The sequence below is a fragment of the Streptomyces sp. NBC_00203 genome, from assembly GCF_045206325.1.
In the GTDB taxonomy this organism is placed as follows: domain Bacteria; phylum Actinomycetota; class Actinomycetes; order Streptomycetales; family Streptomycetaceae; genus Streptomyces; species Streptomyces lutosisoli.
The window spans coordinates 3,305,872-3,324,417 of sequence record NZ_CP108126.1 but is presented as its reverse complement, the minus strand read 5'-3'; the positions used below and the strand labels follow the sequence as shown (position 1 = coordinate 3,324,417).

The 18,546-nt window shown below is 68.4% G+C and carries 17 protein-coding genes and 1 pseudogene; 10 read left to right on the top strand and 8 right to left on the bottom strand.

Annotated features, from left to right (window positions below; genetic code table 11):
- Positions 1 to 20 precede the first annotated feature (20 nt).
- On the bottom strand, positions 21 to 2,993 hold the full coding sequence (locus OG975_RS15130) for a beta-galactosidase (protein WP_406329664.1): 2,973 nt from the start codon (positions 2,991 to 2,993) through the stop codon (positions 21 to 23).
- Between the two features lie 71 nt (positions 2,994 to 3,064).
- Between OG975_RS15130 and OG975_RS15125 the strand changes: the two genes are divergently transcribed.
- Both OG975_RS15125 and OG975_RS15120 read left to right on the top strand, forming a co-directional pair.
- Entirely contained in the window at positions 3,065 to 3,523 is a 459-nt protein-coding gene (locus OG975_RS15125; protein ID WP_406329663.1) for an RrF2 family transcriptional regulator, read from the top strand.
- Positions 3,524 to 3,659: 136 nt separating this feature from the next.
- Positions 3,660 to 4,568: a sulfite exporter TauE/SafE family protein gene (locus OG975_RS15120; RefSeq protein WP_406329662.1), complete on the top strand. Its 909-nt coding sequence runs from the start codon at positions 3,660 to 3,662 to the stop codon at positions 4,566 to 4,568.
- A gap of 16 nt (positions 4,569 to 4,584) precedes the next feature.
- On the opposite strand, the gene OG975_RS15115 is transcribed toward OG975_RS15120, so the two are convergent.
- The 4 genes from OG975_RS15115 to OG975_RS15100 form a co-directional block, all read right to left on the bottom strand.
- A complete protein-coding gene (locus OG975_RS15115; RefSeq protein WP_406329660.1) occupies positions 4,585 to 5,454 on the bottom strand; it encodes an intradiol ring-cleavage dioxygenase in 870 nt (289 codons plus the stop codon).
- Between the two features lie 109 nt (positions 5,455 to 5,563).
- Entirely contained in the window at positions 5,564 to 6,118 is a 555-nt protein-coding gene (locus tag OG975_RS15110) for a BLIP family protein (RefSeq protein ID WP_406329658.1), read from the bottom strand.
- 155 nt (positions 6,119 to 6,273) lie between these two features.
- On the bottom strand, positions 6,274 to 7,035 hold the full coding sequence (locus OG975_RS15105) for an intradiol ring-cleavage dioxygenase (protein ID WP_406329657.1): 762 nt from the start codon (positions 7,033 to 7,035) through the stop codon (positions 6,274 to 6,276).
- Between the two features lie 283 nt (positions 7,036 to 7,318).
- A complete protein-coding gene (locus OG975_RS15100; RefSeq protein WP_406329656.1) occupies positions 7,319 to 7,765 on the bottom strand; it encodes a hypothetical protein in 447 nt (148 codons plus the stop codon).
- A 343-nt stretch (positions 7,766 to 8,108) separates the two neighbouring features.
- On the opposite strand from OG975_RS15100, the gene OG975_RS15095 reads away from it, so the two are divergent.
- From OG975_RS15095 to OG975_RS15075, 5 genes are all read left to right on the top strand, one after another.
- Positions 8,109 to 8,552, top strand: coding sequence for a hypothetical protein (locus tag OG975_RS15095; RefSeq protein WP_406329655.1), 444 nt, complete (start codon positions 8,109 to 8,111; stop codon positions 8,550 to 8,552).
- Positions 8,553 to 8,624: 72 nt separating this feature from the next.
- Positions 8,625 to 9,935: a hypothetical protein gene (locus OG975_RS15090; protein WP_406329653.1), complete on the top strand. Its 1,311-nt coding sequence runs from the start codon at positions 8,625 to 8,627 to the stop codon at positions 9,933 to 9,935.
- 13 nt (positions 9,936 to 9,948) lie between these two features.
- Positions 9,949 to 10,533 (top strand): hypothetical protein, encoded by a 585-nt coding sequence (locus OG975_RS15085; protein WP_329511333.1) that lies wholly within the window; start codon positions 9,949 to 9,951, stop codon positions 10,531 to 10,533.
- Positions 10,530 to 11,261 carry an ATP-binding cassette domain-containing protein gene (locus OG975_RS15080; RefSeq protein WP_329511332.1) on the top strand — a complete coding sequence of 244 codons (732 nt, stop codon included), beginning with the start codon at positions 10,530 to 10,532 and terminating at the stop codon, positions 11,259 to 11,261. Before OG975_RS15085 ends, OG975_RS15080 begins: the two co-directional genes overlap by 4 nt.
- Positions 11,262 to 11,298: 37 nt before the next feature.
- The gene (locus OG975_RS15075; RefSeq protein WP_406329652.1) at positions 11,299 to 12,147 is read left to right on the top strand and encodes a patatin-like phospholipase family protein; all 849 of its coding nucleotides are present in this window, start codon (positions 11,299 to 11,301) and stop codon (positions 12,145 to 12,147) included.
- Positions 12,148 to 12,905: 758 nt separating this feature from the next.
- On the opposite strand, the gene OG975_RS15070 is transcribed toward OG975_RS15075, so the two are convergent.
- Together OG975_RS15070 and OG975_RS15065 are read right to left on the bottom strand one after the other, a co-directional pair.
- Entirely contained in the window at positions 12,906 to 13,148 is a 243-nt protein-coding gene (locus OG975_RS15070; protein WP_406329651.1) for a DUF397 domain-containing protein, read from the bottom strand.
- Positions 13,145 to 13,981 carry a Scr1 family TA system antitoxin-like transcriptional regulator gene (locus tag OG975_RS15065; protein WP_406336276.1) on the bottom strand — a complete coding sequence of 279 codons (837 nt, stop codon included), beginning with the start codon at positions 13,979 to 13,981 and terminating at the stop codon, positions 13,145 to 13,147. Before OG975_RS15065 ends, OG975_RS15070 begins: the two co-directional genes overlap by 4 nt.
- A gap of 129 nt (positions 13,982 to 14,110) precedes the next feature.
- On the opposite strand from OG975_RS15065, the pseudogene OG975_RS15060 reads away from it, so the two are divergent.
- Both OG975_RS15060 and OG975_RS15055 read left to right on the top strand, forming a co-directional pair.
- A pseudogene (locus OG975_RS15060) lies at positions 14,111 to 14,572 on the top strand (ATP-binding protein); the annotation flags it as partial.
- A 53-nt stretch (positions 14,573 to 14,625) separates the two neighbouring features.
- A complete protein-coding gene (locus OG975_RS15055) occupies positions 14,626 to 16,008 on the top strand; it encodes a DUF3500 domain-containing protein (RefSeq protein ID WP_406329650.1) in 1,383 nt (460 codons plus the stop codon).
- Between the two features lie 28 nt (positions 16,009 to 16,036).
- On the opposite strand, the gene OG975_RS15050 is transcribed toward OG975_RS15055, so the two are convergent.
- Positions 16,037 to 17,302, bottom strand: a complete 1,266-nt coding sequence (locus OG975_RS15050) for an ABC transporter substrate-binding protein (protein ID WP_406336275.1) — start codon at positions 17,300 to 17,302, stop codon at positions 16,037 to 16,039.
- A 264-nt stretch (positions 17,303 to 17,566) separates the two neighbouring features.
- Here OG975_RS15050 and OG975_RS15045 point away from each other — a divergent pair, with 264 nt between their 5' ends.
- Positions 17,567 to 18,535, top strand: coding sequence for an arabinan endo-1,5-alpha-L-arabinosidase (locus OG975_RS15045; RefSeq protein WP_406329649.1), 969 nt, complete (start codon positions 17,567 to 17,569; stop codon positions 18,533 to 18,535).
- The last annotated feature ends 11 nt before the right edge of the window (positions 18,536 to 18,546 follow it).

Below are 18,546 nucleotides of genomic sequence, written 5' to 3'. Positions count from 1 at the left end.
TTATAGGGGCCGGCCCCGGCCTAGGCGGTCGTCGGACCGGGGGAGTCCACCGTGGTCACGGGTACTCCTCCGGCCGCGCTGCCCAGCAGCGTCAGCTTCACCTCTCCCGGGCCTGCGGGGGTGTTCCCGTCGGACAGCACCGCGAGGGCCAGTGTGTTGAGCCCCCGTGTGCGCAGCAGCCCGTTCGGCAGGACGAAGGTGTGCTGGGGGCCCACATCGTTGATGTACTGGCCCATGTTCCAGCCGTTCAGGAAGATCTGGACGCGGTAGGCGCGGGCCGGTTCGTCGGTGAGGGTGAGCCCGATCGAGGCGTCCACGGCGGTGTCGACGGCGAGCCGGAAGTCGGTGCGGTACCAGACGACGCCCTGCCGCCGCTCGGCGCGCGGGAAGTCGACGACCTTCCAGCCGCTGTCCGCGAACCCCGGCAGATGCCAGCCGTGCCGCTCCCCGTACAGACCCCCGTTGTTGACCGGCCCGCGCACCGGGTCGGCGGCCACCTCGCCACGGATCCGCCAAGTGACCGCCGGAGAAGCGCCGTCGAAGGTCACGGCCGCCAGCCCGCGGGCCACCTTGTGCGTGTCCTTCGCCGCCCCGTCCTCGTCGTGCTGCATACGGCGCACCAGCACGGACAGCACCCGCGGCCCCGTTTCGTCGGCGACGGCGAAGGTCGCCGTGGCGGCCCAACTCCCTTGTCTGATGGTCTTCTTGTCCGGCACCGGCATCCGGTGCGTGCCCAGCGCCTTTCCGTCCAGCCACGCCATCAGCAGCCCCTGCGCGCCCGAGAGGTAGGTCAGGGACACGGATTCCGCGCCGTCGGTGTCCGTGAAGTGCCCCCGGTACCAGACATCGCCGTAGTGGTAGCCGTAGTCGTCGGCGAACAGGACGGGCTGCCCCGCGGGTACGGGCGTGATGCTGTTCGTGGACGTCTTGTTCGCGACCTTCCAGCCGGAGTCGCCGTAGTCGGGGGCGGACTCCGGGTTCTCCGCGTACCGGCGCCAGTTGGTCAGCGCGGGCAGCGGGACACCGGCCACGCCGGGCAGCTGCTGCTCGGCCCGCAGGCTCCCGGACGTGGTGGCGAACGTCTTCAACATGCCCTTGTTCCAGACGACTTCCGTGATCCCGCGCGGCCCCCAGACCTCCAGATTCGCGGCCTTGACTGTGTCCCCGGTGAGCTGGACGGTCGCGCCGCTCACCGCGGCGGTGCGCAGCAGCGCGGGGCCGTGCACCAGCACCGGGCCCGACGGGGTGTCGTAGCGCCACAGCCGTCCGGAGGTCTCGTCATCGGCGAGCAGCAGCAGAAGGGGCGCCGAGATGCCGCCGCCCTCCACCAGAACCCGTGTCAGCCCGGCCAGTTGGGCGTCGATCCGTAGGACGCCGTTCGCGTACGAGTGCCCGGCGCTCCCTTCCAGCACGGTGACCGTGGGTGCGCTCGCGCACTCCAGCCCGGTCCGCGTCACCTCGCCCGAGCGGCCCGTGAACACGGCGATGTCCTGGCGCCCGGCGGTCAGCCACAGCATGGGCTGGGCGGTGGAGTAGCTCAACTTCCGCCGCCCGAGGGCGATTCCGGTGGCGAGCAGCCGGGCGTCGAGACCCGGGACCGGCACGGGGACGGTCGTCCCGGCGAGCGGGACGGAGGCGTCGACCTCGGTGGAGGTGTCATTGCGCAGCACGTAGAAGTGCGCCTTCGTGTCCGGGTTGACGAGGTGGTACGCCTTGATCCCCGAGCCGGCCGCGCCGACCGTGACATCGTTGCCGCGGTCCAGCTTGGCCAGGTCGGGCACGGAGTGCAGGAGCTGCCCGATCTGGTGCATCGGGATCAGCTTCGAGGTGGGCTGCCTGGCCTCGTCGAGGGCGGCACCGTAGTCGTACGACGTGTAGACGATCGGCGCGGGCAGCCAGCCCCAGGACGTGCCGCCGAAGGTCATGTAGACGTTGTGGATCTTGATGCCGTTGGCGAGGTTGGTGAGGTAGAAGCGCCGCTCGTACGCCGCGTCCCGGGTCCGGCGCGACTCCGCGTACCCCTTGCCGCCGAACTCCACCCCGCCCCATGGATCGAACCAGCCGCCCCCGAACTCGGCGATGAACCCCGGGGTGTCGGGACTCGCGGTCGAGCCGCCCGTCGTACCGCCGATGCCGAAGTAGCCCCAGTCCGGCGGCTGCCCGACGGGCGACGGGTAGCCGTCGAAGGCGTACAGGTAACGGCCCTTCTCACCATCCGTGTCGAAGGTCCCGGGGATCCAATAGCCGTTCCTGCCCTTGTCGTTGTGGAACAGCGGCACGTCGATGCCGTCGGCTCGCACCTTGGCGTAGAGGTGGGCCATGTAGTCGCGGCCGAGGGAGCTGGTGACGTTGTTCGCGTACTCGTTCTCCAGCTGGTAGAGGACGATCGTGCCGCCGCCCTTGGTGTAGAGGTGCTGGGCGGCGATCCGGTCGACGGCGGTCAGCCACTCGTCGACGTACTTCAGGTAGGTCGGGTCGGAAGTCCGGGCGGTGCCCTTGGTGGCGGTCAGCCAGCCGGGGAAGCCGCCGGCGTCGACCTCGGCGTTGATGTACGGGCCCGGGCGCAGGATGACGTACAGGCCGGTCTCGGCGGCCGTGCTCAGGAACAGGTCGAGGTCGCGGACCCCGGTGAAGTCGTACTTCCCGGGTGCGGGCGAGTGGTAGTTCCACGAGACGTAGATGCTGATCGCGTTGTAGCCGTGGGCGCGCAGCTTCTGCAGGACGTCCCGCCACAGGGACGGGCTCGGCAGCCGGAAGGGGTGGACCTCGCCGGACCAGAGCACGAGACGCTTGCCGTCGATCAGCATCGAGTAGCGGTCGAAGCCGACGGAGTGCGCGATGCGGTCGGCGGCGGGCGGACCGGGCGCGGGCCCGGTGGGAACCGTGGACGCCTTGATGGCGGCGTACGCGCCACAGCCGCCGCAGCCACTCAGCGAGAGGCCGAGAGCGGCGGTGCCGGCGAATGCGCTGAACGTACGTCTGCTCAGGACCATGCGGGAGCCTCCCCAGAGACAGCGGCGCGGGTTCGGTCATTGTCCACAGCACCAGGCCTTTTAATGGTCATATGAGGATCTCGGCGCGGGCGGATTACGCGGTACGGGCGGCACTGGAGCTCGTCGTACGGCAGGACGGCGGCCCGGTCAAGGCCGAGGTCATCGCCATCGCGCAGGACATTCCGCACAAGTTCCTTGAGGGGATCCTGGGTGATCTCCGGCGTGGCGGCCTCGTCACCAGCCGACGCGGCGGCAACGGCGGCTACACGCTCGCGCGCGCCGCCGACACGATTACCGTCGCGGACGTCATCCGAACGGTCGACGGCCCGATCGTCTCCGTACGCGGCGAACGGCCCACCCAGCTGGCCTACACCGGGCCCGCCGAACCGCTGCTGCCGCTGTGGGTCGCGGTGCGGGCCAACGTACGGAAGATCCTCGAAGGCGTCACGCTCGCCGACATCGCGGAGGGCACGCTGCCCGGGCCGGTGCGGGAGCTGGCCGCGGAGCCGGCGGCCTGGGAGAACCCCTGAACCCCTGAACCCCTGAGGATTCCTGTGAATCATCCTCATGGCGTCCTCAGGCTGTCCTCAGTTTGAGCCCTTAGCGTCGCGTCCCGTTCATCCCTACCCAACCGGTAGGAAAGCTAGGAAAGACGGGACGGACGCAATGCGCACGCTGGTACTGCTGGCGCTGGCGGGCCTGGGCGCCCAGCTCGTGGACGGCAGTCTGGGCATGGCCCACGGGGTGATCTCGACCGTGCTGCTGCTGGCCCTGGGCACGAGCCCCGCCGCCGCCTCGGCCATCGTCCACTTCGCCCAGATCGGCACGGGGCTGGTGTCGGGCGCCTCGCACGCGCGCTTCGGCAACGTCGACTGGAAGGTGGTCGCCCGGATCGGCATACCGGGCGCTGTGGGCTCGTTCCTCGGCGCGACCGTGCTGTCCCGGATGTCGACCGCCGTCGCCGAGCCGGTGATGGCGGTGATCCTGCTCGCGCTGGGCCTCTACGTCAGCTACCGCTTCACGCTGCGCGGCGTACCCCGGGACAACCTGGGCAAGCCGCTGCGCAAGCGGTTCCTCGTGCCGCTGGGCCTGGTCGCAGGGTTTCTGGGAGCGACGGGCGGGGGTGGCTGGGGCCTGATCGGCACCCCCGCGCTGCTGGCCAGCGGCCGGATGGAGCCGCGCAAAGTGGTCGGTTCCGTCGACACCAGCAAGTTCCTGGTCGCCGTGTCCGCGAGCGTGGGTTTCCTCCTCGCGCTCGGCTCCGACGGCGTGAACTGGTCCTGGGTGCTCGCCTTCCTCGTCGGCGGCATGATCATCGCCCCGGTCGCCGCCTGGCTGGTGCGCTTCGTGGCGCCGCGCATCCTCGGCTCCGTGGTCGGTGGCCTCATCGTCGTACTCAACGCCCGCACCCTGCTGAACAGCGACTGGGTCGGCGCGACCACCGCGCTCAGCACCCCGGTATACGTCCTGCTGTACGCGCTGTGGGCTGCCGCCCTGACCTACTCGATCCGCGCCTACCGTCAGGAAAAGGCGGCGGAGGAGACGGTCGAGGAACGGCAGCCCGTGGCGGCGTAGGGAATCAGCTAGGGAATCAGCTGGAGCTGTCGACGCCGACGGTGAGGGTGGCGGTGTATCCGTCGGACACGCTGGACCCCAGTGCCGTGAGGGTCAGCAGGCCGGAGGAGGCGCCGCCGTCGTCGTAGATGCTGTCGTCGGAGAGCTGGGTCTCGGCGGTGGTGTTGTCCGAGTACGGGTCCAGGGCCTGGACCTCGGCATTGATGTCCTCGTCGAAGAACAGCTGACCGGTGTGGATGACCTCGCCGCCGGTGTACGACGTGTCGGTGAGCGTCACGTCCGTGTGCACTCGCATATGGACGTGAACGGCACGGGAGACGTAGTGCCCGGGCCAGATCGAGACGAGGCTGACCTGGCCGTCGGAGTCGGTCAGCTGACCGCCGCGCAGGAACGTGCCGTTGTCGTCCTCCGTGTGGCCGTTGCCGCCCACGAACCCGGAGTACTCGCCGAGCGAGTCGCAGTGCCAGATCTCGACGAGGGCGTCGGCGAGGGGAGCACAGTCGTTGGCGGAGTCGACGACGGTGAAGGTGTACTGAACCTCCACCCCCTCCTTGTCCTCGCGGATGTCCTCCCGTACGAGGGCCCCGTCCAGGGAGTACGGACCCTCGGTGACCTCGGCGTTCAGAGTGCAGACGCTGCTGGAGGCGGAGGCCGACGTCGACACGGTGGTCGACCTGGACGCCTTCGTTTTGTGCGCCTTCCCCGACACCGGGTCGGCGGAGGCGAGCCCGGCCGCGGCAAGCCCGCCGACCACGGCGACGCTGCCGCCACCGATGAGGACACGCCGCCGCTGGACACCCTTGTCCCGGCGGTGAGCCCCGGGCCGCGACGCGTTGTCGTTCTGCTCGTCTTGCTCGTGTTGAGCTGGGTTCTCAGTCATGGGCATGGAACGTAGGGGCGTACCTGAGGAACTCCTTAATGTGCGGCTGTGAATGCACTGGGGATCTAAGCGACAACTGGCCGTGTTTCCACGGGAGTTGGGGCACAGTCCACGGTCAGGTGAGGGCGCGCTGGTATCGCTCGGTCAGCGTGCCGTCGGTGAAGACGAACCTCGCGTTCGGCGGGAAAAGGCCGGTCGCGGAGGCGCAGTAGTACTCCAGCGTGTGGCTGTTCGTGGCCGGCCAGTTGGGGTAGGCCTCCTGCTGCACGACGCACGAGTCCTTCGACACGATCGACCAGACCTGCGCCTCGCTCATGCCCAGCTGCGTCTTGTTGTACTGGGTGAGATTGACGGACGGGGTCCTCGCCTTGAACAGGAACTCGTGCCGCTTGCTTTTCAGCTTTCCGTCCGCGGTGAAGCTGAAGCCGCCGTACGGCGCGTAGTCGCTCGACTCGGTGAAACACAGGATCCCGTCGCCGACGAGCCCGCCGGTCTCACACGCCTGCGCGCCTCCGCCCAACTCCCAGACCTGGGCCTTCGTCATGCCGAACTGGATCTGCTGGTACTTCTCGGCTGTGAACCCGGAGTACGCCTGCGCACTGGTGGCCACCCCGACGACCGACAGACCGGCCGCGACGAGCGCGCCCCCGAAACGCCAGACATTCACCATCGGATATCTCTCCTCGCCCGTTGATCACGTCGTACCGACGGGCGGGACATTAGCCAGCGGGTGTCTTCACTTGGTCTTTTGTTCATCGGGCACGGCAGAGGGGCGGCCCGCTTCGGTGCGGGCCGCCCCGGTTCCGTGGGGGGAAGGTGTACCGGTCAGCTTGTTTCGACGCCGACCGTCAGGGTGCCGGCGTAGCCGGATGAGGCCGAGCTGCCCAGGGCCGTGAGGGTGAGGAGGCCGGAGGCGGCGCCTCCGTCGTCGTAGATGGAGTCCTGGGCGAGGGTGGTGCGGGTGACCGTGTTGGTGGAGTACGGGGAGACCTTCGCGACGGCCGTGGTGATCGTCTCGTTGAAGAAGAGCTGGCCGGTGTGGAGTTCCTTGCCGCCGGTGAAGGAGCCGTCCGAGGTGAGGGTGACTCCGGTGTGCACCTTGAGGTGGATGTGGATGCAGCGGCCCCGGTACCAGCCGGGGTAGATCGTCGTGATCGCGGCGACGCCGCTGGAGTTCGTCAGTACGCCGCCGCGCAGGAACGTTCCGTCGTCCGGCTCCGAGTGGCCGTTGCCGCCGACGAACCCGGAGTACTCGCCGAGCGCGTCGCAGTGCCAGATCTCGACGAGGGCGTTGCTGAGCGGGACGCAGGTGTCGTCGTCCACGACGGTGAGCGTGAGCTTGAGGGGGACGCCCGCCTTGCTTTCGGTGATGTCGGCGCGGACGAGCTGTCCGTCGAGGTAGTAGGGGCCTTCGGTCATCTCCTTGGTGAGGGTGCAGACAGCCGCCGCGGCGACGGGGGTCGCGTCCGCCGTGTCGGTTGTGGGGGCTTCAGGCGCTGCGGCGCCCACGGCCAGTGCTGCTGCCGTGGCGCCCGTGGCGATCAGAACGGTGCGGCGCCCGATCGGAGCTTCTGAGGTCTCTGTCATGAACACGGCACCGTAAAAGCGGGTGCTGTCGGTCAGCTGTCAGTTCGGCAAAGTGACGGAACGTCAAGTTGCATGTAAGACAGCTTGTTGGGGCGTCCGTGGGGCGGGTGCCGTCGGAGTGAGGGGGAATATCCTCTGCCCACCCGGGCTTGGCAGTGATGTTGAAGCGTGACGTCGAGCTGTGCTGTCGAGCTCTGACCCGAATCCGCAGGTAGCGGCGGTGATCGGTAGCTGATGCGGCGACAGGTGCGCTTCCGGTTTGAGAAGATCGAGGTTCCTACACCTAATCGTCTCGAACGTGAAAGTACACCTGTCTGGTGAAGAAGATATCGCGTCGTCGTACCGCCTCCCGCTGCCTGGCAAGCGCTGGACCCGGCTGAATGCCCGGACAGGGGTCCCGGACGGGTCGCTGACCGAGAACGGCGGGCTGGTGCTGGTGGCCGAGTTGGACCGGGTCCTTGGCGTCACTGCCGCGTTGGACGCGGGGATCGGCCCGGTCAAGGAACGTGACCGGGGCCTTTCGGGCGGTGAGTTCGCGCTGGCCACCGCGGTCGTGCAGCTGGTCGGGGAGGACCATCTGGTCGGTTTCGACCGGCTGCGGGCGGACGTGGTCGGCGAGGGACTGCTGCCCGCGCCGGTCCCGGCCGTGACCACGGCCGCCACTTTGGCCGCCCGCTTCGATCAGGCGCAACGCGAGGGCGTCGAAGTTACGGGGTGGGGTACGGATCAAGGGGGCGTCCGGATGGTGGGACGGAGGATTCCTCCCATCCCGCTGCATGGACCGGCTCCACCGGGAAGCGACTCCGACGCGGCGCGCCACCCCCCAACCAGACCAGGCACCGCGGCACCTCGCACCGGGGTGCGTCTCCAGGGTCGTGGCCTGCCAGATCCGCGGTCACGGCGAGGGCTGCCTGACCGATTCAGAATCTCGCGAGCGGTTTGCCCCCGCACACAGGAATCGGGGTGTGATCAATACCCGTCAACTCCCGGCTGTTCATGCTACGTTCGCGCGAATCTTGCGCGATCTTCCTATGCCGACGTGGCGTTCTCGTGCGGGAGAAGGAGAGAGAGCCATGTCTGCTCGTAATCTGAGACTTCAGCGCACTGGTGTGATCGTCGGCGCGGTCAGCGCACTGCTCCTCGTCCTCACCCCCTCCGCCTTCGCGGACTGGACGTGGACCAGCTACATCAGTTCCTGGACGGACGGGGACACCTCGCACCGTTGGGATGACGAGGCCTACAACGAGATCAGCTGGGAGGGCTGCTACGCCCAGTACGGCACAACACAGCAGACGGTCGTCAAGCGGAGGATAGACGTCTCCTTGGCCTCGGACGTCACCGTGGATACCTTCACGTTCTCCAACTGCTTCAACGGCAGCGGCTATTACAGCACGGACACACAGACCGGTCTGGACTCGGCTTCCTACTACTTCGAAGCCGACAAGGTTGCTCAGGGCGGGTCCTGCTGCCTGCTGTTCGCTGACTGGGTCGGCGTCGACACCACGCAGGCCGACTGACAGACGACCGCTCGCCGTTGCCTCCGGTGCGGTCCACCGGGGGCATCGGCCCCCTTTGATTCGGACATCCGCTTGAGAACCACGACTCTCCTCCGCACCTCTGCCGCGGTCAGAACGGCCCCGTTCCTGGCCGCAGGGTGCGCGTACTTCTTCTTCGTCGGCATCCAACCCTCGCTGAAGTTCCTGGGACTTGACTGGCCGACCCGCGCAGTAACCTTCGCCCTGAGCAGCACACTGCCGCCGGTCTATGCGCTCACCGCGGCCGTCGCCTGCTTTGAAGGACACCGGCTGCGGAAGCTGAGGACCTGGGGCATCGGTCCCGCACGGTCGGAACCGGCCATCGCTGCCCGGAGTCTGCTCGCGATCCTCGGCGTGTTCGCCGTCGCCGTCAGCGCTGTTCCGGTCGTCACCCTCATCACCACCGGCAGCGGGATCGACGGGTACGCCCTCGCCGCGCTCGCCCTCCCCCTGGTCAACATCGCCGGCTATGCGCTGCTCGGGTACAGCGTGGGTCGTCGGATCAACGCGCTCTACGCCGCCCCGGCGCTCGCCGTGTCCGTCCAGCTCCTGGTGGGCACGTCCGTGTCGTACCTCCCGTACTGGCCGCGGCACATCTCGGGCATTGTGGAACCGGTGGGGTTCGGGGAGACCTTCGAACCAGTCGTGTTCCTCACCACAACCGCGGCGACGGTAGCCGTGGGCCTGGCCGTTGCCCTGATCTGCCTGCCCACTGCCCGTCGCACAGTCGCAGTGGCCGCGGCCCTGTCGATCGCGGCCGTCGGCTTCCTGGTCCCCTACCGGATCACGGCCAACTGGAGTTTCAGTGCGCCGACCGTGGCCGGGCTGGCCGATACCACCTGCGCGGGAACGGCTCCCAAGGTGTGTCTGCCAACGGTGGCGGGGGTCGACGCGGCCGCCCTGCAGACCCGGGTGAGCGGGGTCCTGACCACACTGGCCAACGCGGGGGCGATACCCCAAGTACCCACGTCCGTCTTCGAGATCAAGGGTGCGGCAAAGGGTGAACGCTCGTCCTCCGCGGCCGTCTGGCGCGTCAACCTGATCGGTGCGGCCAACGGGAACGAGAAGGACCTCGCATTCGCGCTCACCATGCAGTCCGTGAACTGGTTCTGCGCCAATCCCAGTTGGGAGACCATGCACTACTCCACCTACTGGGCGATGAAGAAGAGCGGCGTGGATGACCGCTACCTGAAGTGGCTGCGGTCGGAGCCCGAGTTCAAGACCGCCCAGGAGCCCCAGCTCACCGCGGAGGTCGGGCGGGTCCTGAAACTGCCCGCCGCTCAGCAGAAGTCCTGGTACCAGGACAAGATCATGCAGGCCTGTGCGGGATCGACCATGAAGTTCCGGCCGACGGCGGCTGGTTGAGATGCGCTGGTGGATGCGCCAACGCGGCGTCTTCTCACTCGTCCCCGGAGTCCTGGTGGGCTTCTGGGTGGTACTCGCGGTCACTTCCGGCAAAACGGTCGCCATGCCCAGCCTGTTGGCCGACCTGGTGACCACGCGGCTGAGCGACTTCGCCTGTCTCGCGGTCAGTACGGCGGTCGTCGCCGTACTGGAGCGGAGGCTGGTGGCGGCGGAGGCCGCGGCCCTGCGCCGGGTCGAGCGGATGGACGTCGTCCTCGCGGCCGGGCTGAGCCTGGCCGCGAGTGCCGGCGCTCTGCTGTTCCTGCGCGGGTTCGACAGCGCGACCGCTCTCACCGCGGCCCGCAACGTCCTGTTCTTCTGCGGGATCGCGCTGGCCGCCTGGCCACTCCTGGGCGCCCGGGCCAGTCTCCTCCCGGTGGTCTGGATGCTGGTGTCCCTCCTGAACGGCCATCGTTCCTCCAACGACCCCTACCCCTGGGTGATCGTCGCCGAGGGACCCTACGTGTCCTACGCCGCGCTGGGTGCCGGACTTGCCTTCCTGACAGGCCTCCTCGCTCTCGCCCTCCTGCCCCGACTCATGACAAGGATCCGGCCTTGAGCCTGCTCATCGACGACGTGACCTTCCGCTACCGGCGGCGCAGGCCGCCCGTGCTGGACCGCTTCACCCACCGCACCACCGACGGACTGACGATCCTGCTGGGCCCCAACGGCGCCGGGAAGTCCACCCTGCTCTCGCTCCTCGCCGGGATCAGCCGCCCGAACTCCGGTCGGATCGCCCTGGGCGGCGTGGAGTCGACAGTGCGCGCCTACCGCAGCGAGGTCGCCTGGCTGCCGCAGCATGTGCCGGCCAGCAAGACGCTCACCGCCCGCGAGTACGTCGCCTACATCGCGTGGCTCAAGGGTGTGGACCGGTCCACCGCATGGGAGAACGCCGCCCGCGTGCTGGGGCGGGTGAACCTGGCGGCGGAAGCCGGGAAGCGGACCGCGCACCTCTCCGGGGGGCAGCTGCGCCGGGTCGGCATCGCCTGCGCCCTGGCCCACAACGCCAAGCTGATCCTGCTCGACGAGCCGACCGCCGGCCTTGATCCCCATCAGCGCTCGGTGTTCCGTGCCCTGGTACGTGAGGTGGCGGCCGAGACCCCGGTGTTGATGTCCACCCATGACGTGGCCGATCTGGCCGAGGAGGCCGACACGGTCACCTGCCTGCTCGCCGGGCGCGTCACCTACGACGGTCCGACGGCCGGCTTCCTCACCCACGCGGCAACGGAGGCAGCGCCCGGACGCCAGGCCGAGTCGGCGTACACCACCCTCATGGGCCTGGTCTGATCTGACGTCGCACCGGATTCCAGTTGTGGGGGCAGGGATGAGGGACGAACGCGCGCTGGTCATCGGCGGTGGCGGAGTGGCCGGTATCGCCTGGGCGACGGGCGTGCTGGCCGGTCTCGCCGACGCCGGAGTCGATGTCACCGACGCGGACTTCCTGCTCGGCACCTCGGCGGGGTCGGCGGTGTCCGCCCAGATCACCAGCGGCGTAGAGCTGTCGGCGCTGTTCCGGGCCCAGGTGGACCCCGCGCTCCAGAGGGAGGAACTGAAGGCACGCGAAGGCGCGCTCGCCGAGGTCTTCGAGTTCGCCGAGAAGGTCGACGCCGAGGTCACCGACCCGGTGGAACGCCGGCTTCGGATGGGCACGATGGCCCTGGCCGCCGAGACCGTGACCGAGGCCGAGCGGCGGGCCGTCATCGAGGCCCGGCTGCCGTCCCACAGTTGGCCGGAGCGCGATCTGTCCGTGGTCGCCGTGAACGCCGCCACCGGTGAGACCCGGCTCTTCGACCGCACCTCCGGCGTCGGCCTGGTGGACGCCGTGACCGCGAGTTGCGCCATCCCCGGTGTCTGGCTCGCCGTGACGATCGGCGACGCCCGCTACATCGACGGCGGCATCCGTTCCTTCACCAACCTCGATCTCGCGGCAGGCCGCACCCGCACCCTCGTCATCGCCCCGATGCCCGACCCGGTGCTCGAAGCCGACGCGGCCTCGATCGCCGAGCGCGGCGGCCTCATCGAGGTCATCACCCCCGACGAGACCACCCTCGCCGCCTTCGGCACCGACCCGCTGTCCCCCGCCAGCAGGACGCCTGCGGGCCACGCCGGTTTCGCCCAGGGCCGGACGGTGGCACGGGCGGTCGCCGAGCTGTGGAACAAGGTGCAGCCGTAGCGCACGGCGCGACACCGGTCGGGTCTGACCTGGGTTGCGTAGTAACCGTTGGGCCACTCGCTTCTTTGGCAGTGTCGTGCTTCCGCGAGCCGAGTAAAGGGCGCTCCGCTGCGCTACGCGTCGCCTTCGGCGATGACCCTTCGGGCCACCCTTGACTCGGCTCACTCCAGCACGGGGGAGAAGCGAGCGAGCGGCCCGGAAGAACGGGTGGCCAGGGCACGTTTGCGATCGGGGTCGGCTACGTCCTCAACCGGGGGTGGCGGGCGCCACCGCGCCTCGGGGGCACGCCGGGTGGGCTTAGCGGCTTGCGGTGAGTGGGTGGGCGGGTTCAGCAACCGTGGGCAGGCGGGGGCGGTATCTCGGTCAGCTCGGTCAGCTTGGGCAATTCGGGCGGCTTGGGCGGTGATTGGTCTATCAGTGCCAGTCCCGGGCAGCCATCACCCTGCCCTGCCTCGACTGTCATGCCTGGGAGTGGAACAGATCTGCCAATCGTGCCTGCTGCGGTCAGCCGCTGAGCCGACCCGGCGTGCCCCCGAGGCGCGGCCGCGCCCGCCAACCCCGGTCGCGGACGTAGCCGACCCCCACCGCGAACCCCGCCGGGACCCCCGCTCTTTCGGGCCGCTCGCTCGCTTCTAACCCGTGCTGGAGCGGCCCGGGTCAAGGGTGGCCCGCAGGGCCATCGCCGAAGGCGACGCGAAGCGCCCTTGATGCGGGCCGTGGAAGCACGACACTGCCAAAGAAGCGAGTGGCCCCTACGGTCACTTGGTGGCGTACGTGAGGAAGTCGCCCCAGGCGGTGGGGGAGAGGGCGAGCTGGGGGCCCTGGGTGTTCTTGGAGTCGCGGATGTGGATGGTGGAGGGGGTGGTAGCTATTTCGACGCAGTCACCGTCGCCGCTACTGCTGTAGCTGGACTTGCGCCAGGAGAGGGCGACTTCGACGCAGTCGCCGGAACCGCTGCTGCTGTAGCTGCTTTTGAACCAGGCCAGTTCGGACGTGCTCATAGCGCTCCTCGCATCCGCTCTAACAGGCTCACGGAGTCATCGAGAGTAAGAGCCTGCGCACGCATCCTGGCATATCGCCTCTGGAGCACACTGATCACCTTGGGGTCGGAGATGAGCTGGCCGCTCTCCGGGGCCTCGGTGTAGGCGAACCACTTGTTCTCGGGAGTTTCCAGCAGCTGCATGGAGCCGTGCAGCCCGGCGTGCGAGCTGCGCACCAGCGGCATGACTTGGATCTCGACGTTCCGCAACTGTGCGATTTCCAGAACGTGGTCGATGAGTTCCCGCGTGACCTGTACCCCGCCCGTGCGCCGAAGGAACAAGTGCTCCTCCAGGATGAAGCCGAACGCGGTGTTCGGGCGTTCCCGCAACAAACGCTGCCGCGCAGCCCGTGCAGTCCACTGGGCCTCGATCTGCTCGTCGCTCAGCGGCGGCAACTCGTCGATGAACAACTGTCGCGCATACGCCTCCGTCTGCAACAACCCCGGAATCAACCGGCACTCATACGTGTACAGCGTGATCGCCAGCGCCTCCATCGCCGCCCACCGCCTGAACCACGCCGCCAGCCCCGGCTGCCGCCCCAGATGCCGCGCCGCCTTCCGTAGGGCCCCGGTGTTCCCCAACACCTCCTCCGCCCGCTCCACAAACTCCGGATCCGGCATCCTCCGCCCCTGCTCCACCGAAGCCACCGTGTGCTTCGAGAACCGGACCAGCGCCCCGAACTCCTCCCGGCTCAGCACCGCGTGCTCCCGCAGCGCCTGGACCACCGCGCCGAACGTCCGCAAGCTGTCGGACGACTCCGGCTCCCCACCCGTCCCCACCAAGCCATCGACCACGGCGGTCACCTCCCGCGCACATGGTTACGGCTAGTGACGAGTACTGTCCAGCCCGTGACCGCGTACGCTGCCGCAGCGTACGCGGCGCCGACCTGGTGAAGTGCCCTTGCTCGCCGTCACATTGGGGGCATGACCGCACCGCCCACCCCCCAACACCCGGTTACCGTACGTATGTTCAGTCAGCGTCTCAGTGCCACCCCACGCGGCGCCCGCCTCGCCCGGCACCTCGCCCTGAACCAGCTGCACGCCTGGGGCATCCCGCACGGCTCCGACGCCTCCGACACCGCCGCCGTGATCGTCGCCGAGCTGGCCGCCAATGCCGTGACGCATGGGCGCGTGCCTGGCCGGGATTTTGAGTTACGGCTCTCTCTGGTCACCGGCAGCCTCCGTGTCGAGGTCAGTGACACGCGCAGTGGGTGCCGGCCGCCGGGGCCCGGTGACGTACGGCAGCCGGAAGCTCTCGCCGAGGCCGGGCGCGGGCTTGTGCTTGTCGAGGCGCTCGCCGATCGGTGGGAGGTGCTGGACCGGGAGCCACCGGGCAAGACCGTGCGGGCCGAGATCGATCTGCCGGGGTGGCTGTCCCTGGTCAGGCGGCCGGGGATCACTTCAGGTTCGCTTCAGGTTGGTGCGGGACGTTGGCAGGTATGCACGGACACCGACCCCGAACCCCCGAAGCCGAGCGCAGCCGCCGCTGGTTCATGAACAAGGCGCTGCTCGCCGGTGGCGTGGCCGCCGTGGCGACCATGACCGGCTGCTCCTCGGACGCCTCCGACACGGCGAGCTCCGCCTCGTCCTCCGGCGCCCCCAGCGGCATGCCCTCTGGCGGACCCGGCGGCATGCCCTCCGGCGGACCCGGCGGCGGTGGAGGGGGCGGCATGGGCCCCGGGGCCTCGCAGATCAAGTACGCGGACGTCAAGGGCGTCACCGCCGACGGCACCGTCGTCGACGACCTGTACACGATCCACTCCACGGACGTCTCCACGGACGCGCTGGTCAAGGCGGCGCAGACGTTCCTGGACGGGCTCTCCACGAAGGAGCGCAAGTCCTGCACCTTCGACATCGACGCCGACGAGTGGACGGCGTGGAGCAACGTCGACGGCTACGACCGCAAGGGCGTCCGCATGGGCGACCTGACGGAGAAGCAGCGCAACCTCGGCTACGCGCTGCTCGGCGAGGCACTGTCTGCCGACGGTCTCACCCAGACCCGCGGCATCATGAAGCTCAACGCGTTCCTGGGCGACTCCAACGGCGGCAACCAGAAGACCCTGACCGAGGGCCACTACTTCTTCACCTTCATGGGCACCCCGTCGACCACGAAGCCGTGGGGCTTCCAGTACGAGGGTCACCACGTCGCCATCAACTACTTCGTCCTGGGCGACCAGGTCGTGATGACGCCGACCTTCATGGGCTCGGAGCCCACGACGGGCACGTACAAGGGCGAGAAGATCACCCTCTTCAAGCCGGAGACCACGGTCGGTCTGACCATGATCCGCTCCCTCACCGCGGCGCAGCTCAAGAAGGCGGTCTCCTCGCAGTCGAACGGCAACGAGGACATGAAGGCCGGTGCGGGCCAGGACAACCTCAAGCTCGCCTACGAGGGTCTGAAGGGCTCCGAACTCACCTCCGCGCAGCAGGAGAAGTTGCTCAACCTGGCCCGGGTATACATCGGCTACATGAACGAGGGCCACGCCGATGTCAAGATGACCGAGGTGGAGAAGCACCTCGACGACACGTACTTCTTCTGGATGGGCGAGACGGAGGACGACTCCGCCTTCTACTACCGGATCCACAGTCCGGTCGTGCTCATCGAGTACGACGCGCAGGCCCCGCTCTTCTACAAGGGTGACTCCTCCGCGAGCCCGAGCGCCAGCGCGAGCGCGAGCTCCAACGCCGGAGGCCCGGGCGGCGGCATGGGCATGGGTGGCGGAACGCCGTCCCAGGAGCACATCCACACCATCATCCGCACGCCCAACGGCGGTGACTACGGCATCGATCTCCTCAAGCTGCATCTGGAGAACGACCACTGACACGAGCACCGATGTTGCTCAGCGCTGCTCAGCGCGCCGCCTTCGCGATCGACGCCAGTACGGCCTCGGGGTCGCCGCCCGGTTTCACGGACGCGCCGATCTTCGATCTGATCGCCGTCGCCACTCGCGCCCAGTTGGTGTCGGAGAGCGGGTAGAGGTCCATGTTCGTCAGCGTGTCCAGGCCGTTCCAGAGGCTGCGGTAGCGCTTGTCGGCGCGCATGGCGTTGCTGGCCGTCACGGTGACGGGCAGCAGCTGGTACTCGGCGGCCTGTTCGGTGACGTACTTGTCGCCGTACAGGAAGTCGAGGAACTGGCCGATCTGTTCGCGATGCCCGCGCTGCTTGAAGGCGATGGTCCAGTCGGCGGTGCCCATGGTCGGTACGGTCTTGCCGGTGCGGCTCGGCAGCGGGACGGTGCCGTAGGGCACGTTCAGCGTCGAGTCCTCGATCTGCCGCATCAGGGAGAGCGGGGCGTTCACCATCGCCGCGTCGCCGTCGACGAAGGCCTTCAGCGCCTGGCTGCCGTTCAGCTTGCCCGGTGCGACCGGGCCCGTGAGCCCTTCCGCGACGAGGTTCGACTTCAGCCAGTTCAGGGTCGACACATTGGCGTCGGCGGTGAAGTCGTAGCTGCCGGCGTCGTCGGTGTAGCCGCCCTCCCCGGCCAGCAGCCACATCAGCGTCTCGGCCTCCGCCTCCTCGGGCCCGAGGGGTACGGCGATCGGGTACTTCACGCCCTGCGCCTTCAACACCCGTGCGGCGACGAGGAGTTCCTGCCAGGTGGTGGGCGGCTTGAGGCCTGCCTGCTGGAACAGGTCCTTGTTGTAGTAGAGCAGCCGGGTGCTCGCGGTGAACGGCAGCCCGTACTGGGCGTTCTGCGCCTCCCCGGCCTGGGCGAGGCTCGGCACGAAACCGGCCTGGACGGGAATGGAGAGCAGTTCGTCCGCCGAGTAGAGCAGGCCCTTGGACGCGTACTCGGCGTAGCTGCCGGTCTGCACGATGTCGGGCGCCTTGCCCCGCTTCACCAGCTCGGCGACCTTCGCGTCGACGGTGTCGGCGGGGTAGACCTTCGTCACCACGCGAATGCCCGGGTGGGTGGACTGGAAGGCGAGTCCGACCCGGTCCCAGTAGCCCAGCGAGTTCTTGTGGACGCTGTCGCCGTAGTTCGTCGCGACGACGGTCAGCGTGATGCTCCCCGCGTCCGCCGCCGTGTCCGCGCCGCAGCCGCTCACGCCCACCGTGAGGCCCAGCGCGGCCGCCATCGTCACCATGATCCGGGCTCTGCGGGGCACGGCCATCACCTCTGTTTCAGCCACCCATGACGCGCGTAGACGAAGCGCGTCGATCGTAGGCCGGGCGGGAGACGGCGCACAGGGCCGTGGCGGTTGCGTTTTGGTTCCGGTGATGTGACGCGATTGGCCCGAAATTGCGGGCGCGTGACGGGAGTTGGGTGTGTCAGAAGCGTTGACGCGGAAGCGCTTCGATTCTACGGTCCCGTTCGAAGTCATGACCAGCATTCAGAATCTCGAACAAACCTCGACCAGACTCAGGAGGAAGTCCGCGTGAGCCGCACCTCCCGCAGAACCGCTCTCCTCGCCGTCCCCGCGGCGATCCTGCTCGCCCTGATCCCGGGCACCGCGAGCGCCTACCCCAACCCCGGCACCGTCACCGGTTCCGTCGTCGTGCACGACCCGACGATGATCCGCACCTCGTCCGGGCGGTATCTGCTGTACGCCACCGGTGGCGGCCTGAGCTACAAGACCTCCACGGACCGGACCGCGTTCACCGCGGGCAGCGACGCGTTCACCACCAAGCCGAGCTGGTGGTCGACGTACGCGACCGAGGCCTGGGCGCCCGACATCTCGTACCACGGCGGCAAGTACCTGATGTACTACGCCGTTTCGACCTTCGGGTCGAACACGTCGGCCATCGGCCTGGCCGGTTCGACGACCGGGCTGCCCGGCTCCTGGAGCGACTACGGGATCGTCTACACGTCCACCAGCTCCAGCGACTACAACGCCATCGACCCGAACCTCTTCGTGGACGACGACGGCAAGTGGTGGCTGTCCTTCGGCAGTTGGTGGACCGGCATCAAGATGATCCAGATCGACCCGTCGACAGGGAAGCAGCTCTCCAGCAACACGACGCGGTACTCCCTCGCCTCGCGGCCCACCGGGACCAAGGCCGTCGAGGCGCCGTACATCGTCAAACGGAACGGCTACTACTACCTGTTCGCCTCGTACGACGTCTGCTGTCAGGGGACCAGTTCGACGTACAAGGTCAAGGTGGGGCGGGCCACGAGTGTCACCGGGCCGTACTACGACCAGAGCGGCGTCGCCATGATGAGCAATGGCGGCACGGCCGTGCTGGAGTCGCACGGCAGCGTCATCGGGCCCGGCGGGCAGTCCATCATGGCCGATTCGGACGGGGACCTGATCGTCTATCACTACTACGACGGCAACGACAGCGGGACACCCAAGCTCGGGATCAACCTGCTGAACTGGAGCAGTGGGTGGCCCGTTGCCTATTGAGATTGCCGAGC

Coding starts and splice junctions, on each gene's coding strand:
- OG975_RS15130 (WP_406329664.1), bottom strand. CDS start 2,993: ATGGTCCTGAGCAGACGTACGTTCAGCGCATTCGCCGGCACCGCCGCT.
- OG975_RS15125 (WP_406329663.1), top strand. CDS start 3,065: ATGAGGATCTCGGCGCGGGCGGATTACGCGGTACGGGCGGCACTGGAG.
- OG975_RS15120 (WP_406329662.1), top strand. CDS start 3,660: ATGCGCACGCTGGTACTGCTGGCGCTGGCGGGCCTGGGCGCCCAGCTC.
- OG975_RS15115 (WP_406329660.1), bottom strand. CDS start 5,454: ATGCCCATGACTGAGAACCCAGCTCAACACGAGCAAGACGAGCAGAAC.
- OG975_RS15110 (WP_406329658.1), bottom strand. CDS start 6,118: ATGGTGAATGTCTGGCGTTTCGGGGGCGCGCTCGTCGCGGCCGGTCTG.
- OG975_RS15105 (WP_406329657.1), bottom strand. CDS start 7,035: ATGACAGAGACCTCAGAAGCTCCGATCGGGCGCCGCACCGTTCTGATC.
- OG975_RS15095 (WP_406329655.1), top strand. CDS start 8,109: ATGTCTGCTCGTAATCTGAGACTTCAGCGCACTGGTGTGATCGTCGGC.
- OG975_RS15085 (WP_329511333.1), top strand. CDS start 9,949: ATGCGCCAACGCGGCGTCTTCTCACTCGTCCCCGGAGTCCTGGTGGGC.
- OG975_RS15075 (WP_406329652.1), top strand. CDS start 11,299: ATGAGGGACGAACGCGCGCTGGTCATCGGCGGTGGCGGAGTGGCCGGT.
- OG975_RS15070 (WP_406329651.1), bottom strand. CDS start 13,148: ATGAGCACGTCCGAACTGGCCTGGTTCAAAAGCAGCTACAGCAGCAGC.
- OG975_RS15055 (WP_406329650.1), top strand. CDS start 14,626: ATGCACGGACACCGACCCCGAACCCCCGAAGCCGAGCGCAGCCGCCGC.
- OG975_RS15050 (WP_406336275.1), bottom strand. CDS start 17,302: ATGGCCGTGCCCCGCAGAGCCCGGATCATGGTGACGATGGCGGCCGCG.